Origin of the sequence: Streptomyces sp. NPDC017993, from assembly GCF_044328065.1 — a bacterium.
Classification (GTDB): domain Bacteria; phylum Actinomycetota; class Actinomycetes; order Streptomycetales; family Streptomycetaceae; genus Streptomyces.
The window spans coordinates 21,588-33,926 of sequence record NZ_JBIRGO010000027.1 but is presented as its reverse complement, the minus strand read 5'-3'; the positions used below and the strand labels follow the sequence as shown (position 1 = coordinate 33,926).

At 71.3% G+C, this 12,339-nt stretch carries 16 protein-coding genes; 10 read left to right on the top strand and 6 right to left on the bottom strand.

Annotation, left to right across the window (positions count from 1 at the left end; genetic code table 11):
• Positions 1-12 precede the first annotated feature (12 nt).
• The 10 genes from ACH4FH_RS34350 (at position 13) to ACH4FH_RS34305 (ending at position 5,851) form a co-directional block, all read left to right on the top strand.
• The gene (locus ACH4FH_RS34350; RefSeq protein ID WP_398559870.1) at positions 13-726 is read left to right on the top strand and encodes an ABC transporter substrate-binding protein; all 714 of its coding nucleotides are present in this window, start codon (positions 13-15) and stop codon (positions 724-726) included.
• Entirely contained in the window at positions 719-1,909 is a 1,191-nt protein-coding gene (locus ACH4FH_RS34345; RefSeq protein ID WP_398559869.1) for an SRPBCC family protein, read from the top strand. The genes ACH4FH_RS34350 and ACH4FH_RS34345 overlap by 8 nt, the downstream gene beginning before the upstream one ends.
• Positions 1,910-1,942: 33 nt before the next feature.
• Complete coding sequence (locus ACH4FH_RS34340; protein ID WP_398559868.1) at positions 1,943-2,419, top strand: gas vesicle protein; 477 nt, start codon at positions 1,943-1,945, stop codon at positions 2,417-2,419.
• Complete coding sequence (locus tag ACH4FH_RS34335; RefSeq protein WP_398559867.1) at positions 2,416-3,285, top strand: GvpL/GvpF family gas vesicle protein; 870 nt, start codon at positions 2,416-2,418, stop codon at positions 3,283-3,285. Before ACH4FH_RS34340 ends, ACH4FH_RS34335 begins: the two co-directional genes overlap by 4 nt.
• Positions 3,282-3,515: a gas vesicle protein gene (locus tag ACH4FH_RS34330; protein WP_398559866.1), complete on the top strand. Its 234-nt coding sequence runs from the start codon at positions 3,282-3,284 to the stop codon at positions 3,513-3,515. The genes ACH4FH_RS34335 and ACH4FH_RS34330 overlap by 4 nt, the downstream gene beginning before the upstream one ends.
• Before the next feature lie 58 nt (positions 3,516-3,573).
• Positions 3,574-3,966: a gas vesicle protein K gene (locus ACH4FH_RS34325; protein ID WP_398559865.1), complete on the top strand. Its 393-nt coding sequence runs from the start codon at positions 3,574-3,576 to the stop codon at positions 3,964-3,966.
• 63 nt (positions 3,967-4,029) lie between these two features.
• Positions 4,030-4,416 carry a hypothetical protein gene (locus tag ACH4FH_RS34320; protein ID WP_398559864.1) on the top strand — a complete coding sequence of 129 codons (387 nt, stop codon included), beginning with the start codon at positions 4,030-4,032 and terminating at the stop codon, positions 4,414-4,416.
• A gap of 112 nt (positions 4,417-4,528) precedes the next feature.
• Positions 4,529-4,699, top strand: a complete 171-nt coding sequence (locus tag ACH4FH_RS34315; RefSeq protein WP_398559863.1) for a hydrophobic protein — start codon at positions 4,529-4,531, stop codon at positions 4,697-4,699.
• 276 nt (positions 4,700-4,975) lie between these two features.
• Entirely contained in the window at positions 4,976-5,326 is a 351-nt protein-coding gene (locus ACH4FH_RS34310) for a PRC-barrel domain containing protein (protein WP_398559862.1), read from the top strand.
• A gap of 129 nt (positions 5,327-5,455) precedes the next feature.
• Positions 5,456-5,851 (top strand): VOC family protein, encoded by a 396-nt coding sequence (locus tag ACH4FH_RS34305; protein ID WP_398559861.1) that lies wholly within the window; start codon positions 5,456-5,458, stop codon positions 5,849-5,851.
• 142 nt (positions 5,852-5,993) lie between these two features.
• On the opposite strand, the gene hypE is transcribed toward ACH4FH_RS34305, so the two are convergent.
• The 6 genes from hypE to ACH4FH_RS34275 are packed head-to-tail and all read right to left on the bottom strand — an operon-like array spanning position 5,994 to position 12,286.
• Entirely contained in the window at positions 5,994-7,109 is a 1,116-nt protein-coding gene (hypE, locus tag ACH4FH_RS34300) for a hydrogenase expression/formation protein HypE (RefSeq protein ID WP_398559860.1), read from the bottom strand.
• Positions 7,102-8,226 carry a hydrogenase formation protein HypD gene (gene hypD, locus ACH4FH_RS34295; protein ID WP_398559859.1) on the bottom strand — a complete coding sequence of 375 codons (1,125 nt, stop codon included), beginning with the start codon at positions 8,224-8,226 and terminating at the stop codon, positions 7,102-7,104. Before hypD ends, hypE begins: the two co-directional genes overlap by 8 nt.
• Positions 8,223-8,543 (bottom strand): HypC/HybG/HupF family hydrogenase formation chaperone, encoded by a 321-nt coding sequence (locus ACH4FH_RS34290; RefSeq protein ID WP_393897761.1) that lies wholly within the window; start codon positions 8,541-8,543, stop codon positions 8,223-8,225. The genes hypD and ACH4FH_RS34290 overlap by 4 nt, the downstream gene beginning before the upstream one ends.
• Before the next feature lie 54 nt (positions 8,544-8,597).
• Positions 8,598-11,009 (bottom strand): carbamoyltransferase HypF, encoded by a 2,412-nt coding sequence (hypF, locus tag ACH4FH_RS34285; protein WP_398559858.1) that lies wholly within the window; start codon positions 11,007-11,009, stop codon positions 8,598-8,600.
• Positions 11,009-11,878 (bottom strand): hydrogenase nickel incorporation protein HypB, encoded by an 870-nt coding sequence (gene hypB, locus ACH4FH_RS34280; protein ID WP_398559857.1) that lies wholly within the window; start codon positions 11,876-11,878, stop codon positions 11,009-11,011. Before hypB ends, hypF begins: the two co-directional genes overlap by 1 nt.
• A 12-nt stretch (positions 11,879-11,890) precedes the next feature.
• On the bottom strand, positions 11,891-12,286 hold the full coding sequence (locus tag ACH4FH_RS34275; RefSeq protein WP_398559856.1) for a hydrogenase maturation nickel metallochaperone HypA: 396 nt from the start codon (positions 12,284-12,286) through the stop codon (positions 11,891-11,893).
• Positions 12,287-12,339 lie beyond the last annotated feature (53 nt).

Genomic DNA, 12,339 nt, shown 5'->3' with positions numbered 1-12,339 from the left:
GGTGTACGAGAGATGATCAGCAACGCCAAGATAGGTGCCGCCGTCGTCGGTGGCTACCTTCTGGGACGCACGAAGAAGGCCAAAATGGCCATCGGCCTGGGGATGTTCCTGGCCGGCAGGAAACTCAGCCTGAACCCGCGGGAGTTGGGCAAACTGGTGGCCAACTCGCCGGTTCTCGGCCCCCTCAACGACCAGGTGCGCGCGGAACTCGTCGACGCCACGAAGTCCGCGGCCACCTCCGCCCTGACGCAGCGCATGTCGCATCTCGCCGACTCGCTGCACGAGCGGACGCTCGGCCTCGGCGAGGCGGACGGTTCCCGGGACCGCGACGACGAGCCTGGGGACGAAACGGACCAGGACGTGGACCCGGACGCGACCCCGGACGCGGACGCGGACGCCGACACGGACGCAGCACCGCGTGACGACCGGGATGACCAGAACTCCCGGGACAGCCAGGGCAGCCGGGACAGCCGGGGCAGCCGGGACGACTCCGGAGCCGAGACCAGGCGCCGCAAGACACCGGCCAGGACAGCCAAGTCGAGCGCGGGCAAGGCGTCCTCCGGGGCGCGAGCGGCCGGATCGGGCACTGCCGGCGCCGCCCGCAAGAGTGCTTCCGCAGGCTCGCGCAAGACCGCGTCCGGTACCGCCCGCAAGACCACCTCCGGGGCGCGCAAGACCGCCTCGGCGGCGCGCCGCACGGCTGAGCGGGGAGGCCGCAATGACTGACTCCACGCTGAGCAAGGTGAAGAACGAGGTGGCGCAGAGCCCGGCCGCCGAACAGCTCAAGGATGAACTGCGGAACTATCTCCAGGCGCGCGCTCAGCACACCGTCACCCACCTCGGCCAGAAGCTGGGCGAGAGCGTCACCAAGCTCGCCGAACCCGGTCAGGGGCCGAGCGGACTGGCGAGCAGCCTCGCAAAGGGCGGCAAGGCTCTCAGTGAGGGCAAGTCTCCCGCGCAGGCCGCGCTGACCGCGGGCACCTCGCAGCTCAAGGACACCGTCAAGGACAAGGTCAAGGGCCTGTTCGGCAAGGGCCGCAAGGGCGGTGGCGGCAAGTCCAAGAGCGTCACCATCACCGAGGACATCGATGTGGGCGTTCCGGTGCGCGAGGCGTACGACCAGTGGACGCAGTTCCAGGAGTTCAGCACCTTCGCCAAGGGTGTCGTCAGTGTCGAGAAGACCGACGACACCAGCAGCAACTGGAAGGTGAAGGTCGCCAAGTCCACCCGCAGCTGGCGGGCGAACGTCACCGAGCAGGTGCCCGACGAGCGCATCACCTGGACCACCGAAGGCGCCAAGGGCACGGTCAAGGGCGTGGTGACCTTCCACCGCCTCGCGGACAACCTGACGCGGGTGCTGCTGGTTCTCGAATACTTCCCCAAGGGGCTGTTCGAGAAGACGGGCAACATCTGGCGCGCCCAGGGCCGCCGGGCCCGGCTGGACCTCAAGCTGTACCGCAAGTTCCTCATGCTGCGCGGCGAGGCCACCGATGGGTGGCGGGGCGAGATCCAGGACGGCGAAGTCGTCGTCGACCATGCGGACGCCGTCGAGGACGAGGAACGCCGCGAGGAAGAGGAACGCGCCGAGGACGGCGAGCACGAGCCTCCGGAGGACCGTGACGACGCCGAGGACGCCGATGGCGATGGCGATGGCGATGGCGATGGCGTGGACGACGAACTGGACGACGACCTCGGTCCGGAGGACGACCTCGACGAAGAGGACGACGAAGAGGACACCGACGCCGAGGCCGAGGACGAGCCTGCCGAGGACGACACGGAGGACGACCCCGAGTTCGCGGACGAGCCGGATGCCGGAGACAGCGACGGCCACGACGACGGCTACGACGAGGGCGCGGAAGAGGACGAGCCGCCGGCCTCCCGGCGCCGGGCCGTCGCGGCCCGCAGCTGACCCCGTCCCGACCGCACAGAGAGGGCTGATCACGTGTCCGACTCACTGGCCGGCCGTATGGGACCGCCCTCCGGGGCGTCCCCGTACGGCCGGCAAGGATCCTCCGCCAACCTGGCCGACATCCTGGAGCGCGTCCTCGACAAGGGCGTGGTCATCGCGGGTGACATCCAGATCAACCTGCTCGATATCGAGCTGCTGACGATCAAACTCCGTCTGCTCGTCGCCTCCGTGGACAAGGCCAAGGAGATGGGCATCGACTGGTGGGAGCACGATCCGTCGCTCTCCTCCCGGGCCCACGCTCCGCAACAGGTCTCCGGCGCGCGGGCCCCTGCGGCCGCCGGCGGTGACGCGCTGGCCGATGAGAACGCGCAGCTGCGTGCCGAACTCGCCGAGCTGCGCGAGGCGGTCGGCCTGCCGCCGGGATCCGGCCGGACCGCGCAGGCCGCCGACCAGGCTCAGCCGGCCCCGGGCCGGGCGGACACAGAGGCGAACCGCGAGGAGAAGCAGTGAGCACCGACGCACACACCGTCGAAGCAGGCGCCACGCCGCTGCAGGAGCCGTTCGATCAGCCCCGCCACGGGACCCGCAGCTCCTACGTCTACGCCATCAGCCGCGCCGGCACCGACCTCGACGCCGCGGCGTCCCGGCTGGTGGGGCTGGAGGGCGGTGCCCTGCGCACGGTCGCCGCCGCCGGGCTCGCGGCTCTCGTGTCGTCCGTTCCGGCCGACAGTTACAGCGCCGAGGGCATGACGGCACGCATGGAGAACCTCGCGGAGCTGGAGGCGATCGCGCGCACCCACCACGCGATGGTCGAGGCCGCGTACGCGAGCACGACCGTGCTCCCCATGCGGCTGGCCACGGTGTATCTGGACGACGCCCGCGTGCTGTCGATGCTCCACGAGCGGGCCGCGGACTTCGGCGAGCTGCTCTCCTGGCTCGAAGGCCATGTCGAGTTGGGGGTGAAGGTCTACGCGGATCCGCGGGCGGCGGCAGCCGAGCCGTGCGCGGCGCCCGCCGAAGCCACCTCGCCCCCGGCGAGCCCCGGCCGGGCCTATCTCCAGCAACGCCGGGCGCAGCGACGCACCCATCGCGACGCCTACCGCGCGGCGGGGACGGTGGCCGCCCGGATACCGGAGGCCGTGGCGGGCCTCGGGCGGGCCAGGGTCGCGCACCGGCCGCAGCAAGGAGAACTGGCTTCCGGCGCGGGCGAGAACATCGCCAACGAGGCTTACCTGGTGCCCGCCGGCAGTCTGCCGGAGTTCCGGCAGGCGGTGGCGGGGCTGGCCGATGACGCCCCTGGGGTACGCATCGAGGTCACCGGCCCGTGGGCGCCGTACTCCTTCGCCACGCCGCCCGCCGTGGGCGAGCGCTCATGACGGGCGGCGGCGTGCCGGTGGGCGGCTTCGCCGGCGTCGCCGACCTGACCGAGGAGGAATCCCTCGCCGGGCGGCAGGTGGCCCTCATCGACCTGCTGGACCGCCTCCTGAACGGCGGCGCGGTGCTCACCGGAGACCTTGTCCTCTCCGTCGCCGATGTCGATCTGGTCCGGATCAATCTGCGCGCGGTCATCCACTCGATCACGCCCGACGACCCGGCACCGTGGTGAATTCCGGCCCAACTCCCCCACTCAGCAGCATGTTTGACCGCACCGGTGAGGAATGTCCATGAGGGAAGAACCAGCAGAACCCGCCTTCGCCGAGGTGGCCCGAGCAGCGGCACGGGCCTTCGACCTGGTGCCTGCCGGGCCGGCCGAGCCCCGGTCGGGCGGCGATATCGCCCAGCGGCTGAAGACCGATCCGGAGACCGTGGAGCGGGACCTCATCAAATTGGTGCTGACGATCGTCGAGCTACTGCGCCAACTCATGGAGCGCACCGCATTGCACCGCGTCGACCAGGGCGACCTGAGCGAGGACCAGGAGGAGCGGGTCGGGATGACCCTCATGATTCTTCAGGACCGCATGGCCGAACTGTGCGACCGCTACGGACTCACCATGAGCGATCTCAACTTGGACCTCGGCCCGCTGGGTTCATTGCTCCCCCCTAATGACGCCGAATGATGTCGAATGACGGTGGCCGAACTCCCCGTGTTTACAACGGATTCGAGCGGAAAGGCGAATGGTATGACTCAGCAGCGGAAGAATTCTGAAGCGCCCACCGGTAAGCCGCAGCGGGATTCGGCCCGCGCCGCCGCGAAGGCCAAATCGTCGGCACATGTCGCCGAGGAAGCCGCGGAGTCCGGCGCACGATCGGCCAGGACGGCGACCGGACAAGCCGGGCGGGCCGCCGCGGCCGGAATCGAAACCGGCCGGCAGGCAGCCGCGGCCGCCACCGGGAAGGTCGCCGCCACGGCAGGCGCCGCCTGGACGGTCGTCACGAAGCGCAAGGCCGTCGCGGCCGGAGCCGGCGCCGGACTGATCGGTGTGGTCGGAGCCGCGTTCGCGGCGGGCCGCGCCACGGCGAAGCCGCAGCTCGGACCGGTGACACGGCTGACCCACGGCCGCATCTGAGCGGCCCCCCTGAGCGAATGATCACTCCCAAGAACCTCACTCACCGCTTCCCGTCACATCGGCGCACGCCCGACCCGTGGCGGGAGAGACCCCGATCCGGAGGTTGACCGCAATGGTTCCCCTGCTCCTTGTCCTGCTTCTCGCCCTGCTGCTCTTCGGTGCCGGATTCGCACTGAAGGCTCTGTGGATCGTCGCCGTAGTGGTGCTGGCGTTCTGGCTGCTCGGCTTCCTCATGCGCTCGACCGGTGCGGGCGGCACGCGCGGCCGTTGGTACCGCTGGTAGACGCATCCATATCGCCCGCCCGGGGGCCCCGCCGCACGAATGCGGTGGGGCCCCGGCGCATTTTCGGGTCGCCCGCACTCCCCTTCACGGGATTCTGCCCGGGTTTTCCCGGCGGGAGGCGTATCGGGAGATCCACCGGGCATCAGAAAACCGAACGCGAATGCATTGATCAGTGAATTACCGCGCCCTGCACCGCGCGACAGATACGTGCACCGCACACCGTGCCGGGTCGACATCACCCTCACTCGCCCACGCACCGCAAGGAAGGGGTCTCTCGTGACGGACAACATCTGGGGTTTCCACGACGCCGCTGGTTACGCCGCAGGCACCGACCTGACGGGTTTCAAGGTCGAGGCGATCGACGGCACCATCGGAAAGGTCGACAAGCACTCCGTGGAGGTCGGCGCCGCCTCTCTCGTCGTCGACACCGGGGTGTGGATCTTCGGCAAGCATGTCCTGCTGCCGGCCGGGACGATCTCGTCCATCGACCTCGACGAGACCACGATCTACCTCTCCCGCACCAAGGACGACATCAAGCACGCACCGGAGTTCGACAAGGAAAAGCACATCGGCGACAAGGATTACCACGAGCAGCTGACCGGCTACTACGGCGCTCCGCACTCCTGAGCGCTCCGCGGCAGCGCACCGTCCGCCACACCATGGCGGGCCCGCGCCCCGGAGTGCCCGGGCCGATCCGGGGTAACCGTTGTCAGCAGCCGGTGGGCGCGGGCCCGCCGCAGTGGGGAGGGAGGCACAATGGCCGTGGCCAAGACCAGTGTCCTGGTGCTCGATTGCACCGAACCGGAGAAGCTGGCGGACTTCTACGCACGTTTCCTCGGTGGCGAGCCCCGGACCGGAGCCGGCCCCGACTACATCGAGATCGTCGAGCCCCAGGGCATCCGCATCGCGATCCGCCGGGACCACGGGGCGGCACCGGCCAGCTGGCCGCGTCCGGACGACTCCCAGCAGGCACATCTGCACTTTCTCGTGCCCGAGGACGACATGGACGCCGCGGAGCGCGAGGCGATCGGCCTCGGCGCCCGTCCGCTGGAGACCAAGGACAACGGCGGCCCGTTCGACGTCCGCCGCTACGCGGACCCGGCCGGCCATCCCTTCGTGCTGGCCGCGAGCGAGGGCCACGGAGTGACCTGAGCGAAGCCGCCCGCGGGGTGACGCCCGGGCCCATCCCGTTCGGGCCCGCACCTGTCGCGAAGCACCGCCCGGGACACCCGGGCCACGGCCACCTCGGTGGCGGGCCCGGCGTCCCGGGCGGCTGTGCGTGCGATCCGCTGCCTCAGCAGATCCGCGGCAGCTGTTCGCCCAGCGGCAGATCGACCACCCGGGTCCCGCCGAGGGGAGTCCGGGCCACCACCATCCCGGGGTGTGCCTCGACGGTCTCACCGATCACCGCGGCCTCGGCGCCGAGCGGATGGGAGCGCATCGCGTCGAGCACCGCGTCGGCGTGCTCACGGGGTACGAAGGCCACGAGTTTGCCCTCGTTGGCGACGTACATCGGGTCGAGGCCGAGGATCGCGCAGGCGTTGGCCACGGTGGGCGGGACGGGGATGTCCCGCTCCTGGAGGACGACGCCGGTGCCGGAGGCGCTCGCGATCTCGTTGAGGGCGGCGGCCAGGCCGCCGCGGGTGGGGTCGCGCAGCACATGCAGGTCCGGGGTGACGGCGAGCATCGTCTCGACGAGGCCGCCGAGTGCCGCGCAGTCACTCTCGATCTCGACGCCGAACTCCAGGCCCTCGCGGACGCTCATGATCGCCACGCCGTGCAGGCCGATGGGGCCGCTGACGATGACCACATCGCCGGGGACGACACGCTGCGGGCGCAGGTCCACCCCGGCCGGGATCAGTCCGATGCCCGCGGTGTTGATGTAGACGCCGTCGCCGTGGCCGGCCTCGACGACCTTGGTGTCGCCGGTCGCCACCTCGACACCGGCGGCCCGCGCCGCCGCTCCCATGGCGTCCGCGACGGCGGCCACCACCGGCATCTCGACGCCCTCCTCCAGGATGTAGCCGCAGGAGAGGTAGGCAGCTCGCGCGCCGCTCATGGCGAGGTCGTTGACGGTGCCGTTGACGGCGAGGTCGCCGATACTGCCGCCGGGGAAGAAGAGCGGCCGTACGACATAGGAGTCGGTGGAGAAGGCGAGGCGTACGCCGCCCAGGGAGACCGTCGCGGAGTCGCTCAGCTGGCCGAGCACCTCACCGCCGAAGGCGGGGACGAAGATCTGCTGGACCAGTTCCGCGGACAGCGCGCCGCCGCCACCGTGCCCCATCACGACCCGCGGCTGGTCGCGCAGCGGGGCCGGGCACGTCCAGCCGGTGATGTCCACGGTGGGCAGGTCGCGGGCGGCCGGCACGGCGTCCTTGGTACCTGAGGACGGGAGGGTGGTGTCAGGCAACGGGGCTCGCCTCCATCGGAGTGGGCGTGACGCCGAGACGGCGGTAGAGGTAATAGGCGGCGCAGGCTCCCTCGCTGGAGACCATGGTGGCGCCGAGCGGGGTGCGCGGGGTGCAGGTCGTGCCGAACGCCTCGCATTCGTGGGGCTTGAGCAGTCCCTGCAGGACTTCGCCGCTGCGGCACTCCGCGGGCTCACGGGTCGTGATGTCGCCCACGGAGAAGCGGTGTTCGGCGTCGTAGTCGCGGTAGCGGGAGGACAGTCGCCAGCCGCTTCTGGGGATGACGCCGATGCCGCGCCAGGCGCGGTCGGTGACTTCGAAGACGTCCTCCAGCATCGCCTGGGCCGCCGGGTTGCCCTCCGCGCGCACCGCCCGCGGGTAGGCGTTCTCCACGGTGTGCTCACCGCGCTCCAGCTGGTGGACGGTGCGGCGGATGCCTTCGAGGATGTCCAGCGGCTCGAAGCCGGTCACCACGATCGGCACCTCGAACCGCTCGGCCAGCTCCGGGTACTCCCCCATGCCCATCACGCTGCACACGTGTCCGGCGGCCAGGAATGCCTGGACCCGGCAGCTCGGCGAGGTCATGATCGCCTCGATCGCCGGCGGTACCCGGACGTGCGAGACCAGCAGGCTGAAGTTGGGGATGCCGAGCTTGCGTGCCTGATACACCGTCATGGCGTTGGGCGGGGCGGTCGTCTCGAAGCCGATACCGAAGAACACCACCTCCCGGCGGGGGTTCTGCTGGGCGATCTTCAGCGCGTCGAGGGGCGAGTAGACGACCCGTACGTCGCCTCCCTCGCTGCGGACCCGGAACAGGTCGCGGTCGGTGCCCGGGACGCGCAGCATGTCGCCGAACGAACAGAAGATCACGTCGGGCCGGGAGGCGATCTCCAGGGCCTTGTCGATGACCTCCAACGGCGTCACACAGACCGGGCACCCCGGACCGTGAATCAACTCCACCTCGTCCGGGAGCAGTTGGTCGATGCCGTGCCGGATGATGGTGTGTGTCTGCCCGCCGCAGACCTCCATCAGGGCCCAGGGCCGCGTCACCGTGGCGCGGATGTCGTCGAGCAGGCGCCGGGCCAGCTCGGGGTCCTGGAATTCGTCGATGTACTTCACTGCCGCGCCTCCTGCGCTCCGTCACCCACGGCGGCCGCCGGCATGCCGACCGCCTCGGCGGCCGCCTCCCAGGGGTCGCCGAACTCCTCCTGCAGCAAGCCCATTTCCTCGAACAGCGCGAGGGTCTGCCGGGCCGACTCCTCGTCGAGTCGCTGTAGCGCGAAGCCCACATGGACGATCGCGTACTCGCCCACCGCGAGGTCGGGGACGTACTCCAGGCACACCTCTTTGACCACCCCGCCGAAGTCGACGGTGGCCATGCGGGTGCCGTCCCGCTCCTCGATGTCCAGAACTTTTCCGGGTACCGCCAGACACATGGGGGGTTCTCCTCGTCGTGGATACGTTCCGTGAGCTCGCCTCGGTGCGCCGCCTCAGGGGGCGGACGCGCCGCCGTACGCGTGCGCGGTGCGCGCGGCGACCGCGATCTGGCCGAGGGCCAGTCCCCCGTCGTTGGGCGGGACCCGTCGGTGCCGCAGGACGGTGAAGCCGTCCTGCCGCAGAAGGCGGGCGGCGTCCTCCGCAAGCAGGGTGTTGGCGAAGACGCCGCCTGTCAGGGCGACCGTCTGCACCCCGGCCCGCTCGCGGGCCAGGACGCAGCAGCGGCTGACGAGTTCGGCCACCGCGGTGTGGAAGCGGGCCGCGATCAGCGCGGGGGCGACGTGTGCGCGCAGGTCCTCGACAACGGAGGCGAACACCGGCGCCGGGTCGGCGATCGTCTCGGCGCCCGGCTCCCCGGGCGGCGCGGTCCGGAGCGCGAAGGCGTACCCCGGGCCCGGTTCGTGCTCGGCGGCCAGTGCCGCGGCCTCCAGTTCGACGGCGGCCTGCGCCTCGTAGCCGGCGTGGTGGCACACCCCGGCGAGGGAGGAGACGGCGTCGAAGAGCCGGCCCATGCTGGAGGTCGGGACGCAGTTGAGGTCGCGTTCGAGCTGTCGCGCCAGGAGCCGCCGCTCGTCGGGCGGACAGGCCGCCACCGGGGGCAGGTCCTCGTCCCAGGCGATGCCCGCGGCACGCAGATGGGCGAGCGCCATGCGGTACGGGCGCCGGACGGTGGCGTCGCCGCCGGGCAGCGGCACGTACGCGAGCTGCCCGAAGCGGCGGTAGCCGTCGTAGTCGGCGAACAGGATCTCGCCGCCCCAGACCGCTCCGTCGTCGCCGTAACCGGTGCCGTCGAACGCCACACCGATCACCGGACGGCTGCCGTCGAGGCCGTGCTCGGCCATGGCGGCGGCGATGTGTGCGTGGTGGTGCTGGACCCTCACCAACGGCCTTTCCCCGGTGTGCCGTTGGGCCCATTGGCCGGAGCGGTAACCGGGGTGCTTGTCGGCGGCCAGCAGCTGCGGACGTACGCCGGTGACCGTCTCCAGATGCGCCTCGGCCCGCGCGAACGCGAGTTGTGTCTCCAGGTCGTCCATGTCGCCGATGTGCGCGGACAGCCACGCGCGCCGCCCTTCGGCCAGGCACAGCGCGTTCTTGAGGTCGCCCCCGACGGCCAGCGCGGGCCGTACCGGCAGCGGGAGCGTGACCGGGAACGGCGCATAGCCGCGGGAACGGCGCACGAACAGCGCTTCCCCGTCGCACACGCGGAGCACCGAGTCGTCGCACGGGACCTGGATCGGGCGGTCGTGGGTGAGCCAGGCGTCCGCCAGCTGCGCCAGCCGCCGCACGGCGTCCTCGTCGTCGGTGACGATCGGTTCACCGGCGACGTTTCCACTGGTCATCACGAGCAGCCGGGGCCCCGGCGGGTCGCCCGCGAAGCCGAGCAGCAAGTGGTGCAGAGGGGTGTAGGGGAGCATGACGCCCAGGTCCGGACTGCCGGGGGCCACGGCATCGGACAGTCCCGGCGTCCCGGCGGTCTCGGTGCCCCTGGTGCGGCGCAGCAGGACGATGGGGCGGCTGCCGCCGGTGAGCAGGGCGCGCTCCTCGGGTCCGACGCGCACCAGGTGCGCGATGTCGGTGAGACCTCGGGCCATCAGGGCGAAGGGCTTGTCTCCGCGGGCCTTGCGGCGCCGCAGCAGCGTGACCGCCTCGTCGTCGGAGGCGTCGCAGACCAAGTGGTAGCCGCCGAGGCCCTTGACGGCCACGATCGCTCCGCGGGCGAGCAGGCGGCGTGCCTCCGCGACGGGGTCGGTGGCCGACGCGGGGCGCGGCGGTCGGGTGCGGTCGTCGGGGTCCGCGATCAGCAGACTCAGCCGGGGCCCGCAGTCGTGGCAGGCGACGGGCTGGGCGTGGAAGCGCCGGTCGGCGGGGTTCGCGTACTCCGCCGCGCAGGCCGCGCACATCGGGAAGCCGGCCATGGTGGTCTGCGCCCGGTCGTAGGGCAGTCCGGTGACGATGGTGAAGCGCGGCCCGCAGTGCGTGCAGGTGAGGAAGGGGTGCCGGTGGCGGCGGTCCTGCGGGTCCGTCAGCTCGGCGAGGCAGGCGTCGCAGGTGGCGGCGTCCGGGGAGACGAGGGTGCGGCAGGTCTCCGCGGCGCGGGAGGCCAGGATGGTGAAGCCGGCGCCACCGGTCGCGGGGACGTCCTCCCCTTCGACAGCCTCCACGACTGCCAGGGGCGGCGCGTCGCGGCGGATCCGGACGCTGAAGCGGTCGACCGCGGCGGGTGCACCCTCGACCTCGGTAACGACGCCTTCGCCGGTGTTGGTGACGTGGCCGGTCAGGCCGAGTTCGGTGGCGAGCGTGTGGACGAACGGGCGGAAGCCGACGCCCTGGACGACTCCGCGCACCGTGATCCGGCGGCGTACGGCGGCCGTCGCGGGGGCCGCGCCGACCTGCCCCGTGGTCATCAGCGGCTCGACGCCACGATGCCGGTGTCGGTCGTGTGGGAGCGGGCCCCTTGAGAGTCCGGTCCGCCGGCCGGCGCGTGGGTATGGCCCTCGCCGTGCGCGTGCCCCTCGCCGTGGCTGTGCTGCTCGTGGTGGGAGTGGCCCTCGTCGTGGGTGTGACCGGCGTCGTGGACGTGGTGGTACTGCCGGTTCATGACCGGGAAGTGGACCGGTGCGCCGTCCCGCGCCGCGAGCGCCCGGTCGAGCAGGACGCCGTCCCCCTCCCCTCGACGCGCCGAGGTGAGGACGATCTCGACGCCGGGGTTGATCTGTTCGACGTTGGCGCGGAACTCCTTCTCGTCGAAGTCGACGGCTTCAGCGATGTCGGTCTTCGTGACCACGACGAGGTGGGCGAGGCCGAAGGCGGTGGGGTACTTCAGCGGTTTGTCCTCGCCCTCGGTCACGGAGGCCAGCACGACCCGCAGCGTCTCCCCCAGGTCGTAGGAGGCCGGGCAGACGAGGTTGCCGACGTTCTCGATGAAGAGCAGCCGGGTGTCGGCCGGAAGCCACCCGTCGAGGTGGCCGCCCAGCATCTCGGCTTCGAGGTGGCACAGTCCGTCGGTGAGGACCTGCTTGACGGGCACCTGGGACCGGGCCAGCCGTACCGCGTCGTTCTCCGTGGCCAGATCCGCGGTCAGGGCCGCCACCGGTACCCCACGACGGTGGGCGAGGGCGAGTTCGCGCTCCAGCAGGGCGGTCTTGCCGCTGCCGGGGCTGGAGAGCAGGTTGATCACGGAGGTGCCCCGGGCCGCCAGGTTCTCGCGCAGCGTGTGGGCGCAGGCGTCGTTCTTGGCGAGTACCGCCTGTTGCAGGTCAACGACACGGCACATGGTTCAGCGCTCCTAGTGGGTCGGTAGGTGCGGTGGTAGGTGCGGCGACGCGGGCACCGGGGCGTCGTTCCAGCAGACGCTGACGATCTGCAGTTCGCGGCCCGACATCAGTTCCGCCGTCGTTCCGCCGCAGCGCGGGCAGACCAGATGGGGCGGCATTCCGACCGCCCAGCTGTCCGCGCAGGGACCGCAGCGGGCGCGGGCGGACACCGTTTCGGTGACCAGCTCCGCGCCCTCCAACAGCGTTCCCGCACAGGCGAGTTCGAAGGAGAAGGCCAGGGCGTCGGGTACCACTCCGGCCAGTTCGCCGACCTGTAGCCGGACGCGGGTGACCGCGGTCGCGCCGGCGGGCCGTTCCGCGCTCGCGACCTGGTCCACAACCGCGAGCGCGATGGACATCTCGTGCATCGGTCTCTCTCTGGTGCGGGGACGACCGGTTGCCGCTCGGCTTCATTACACGG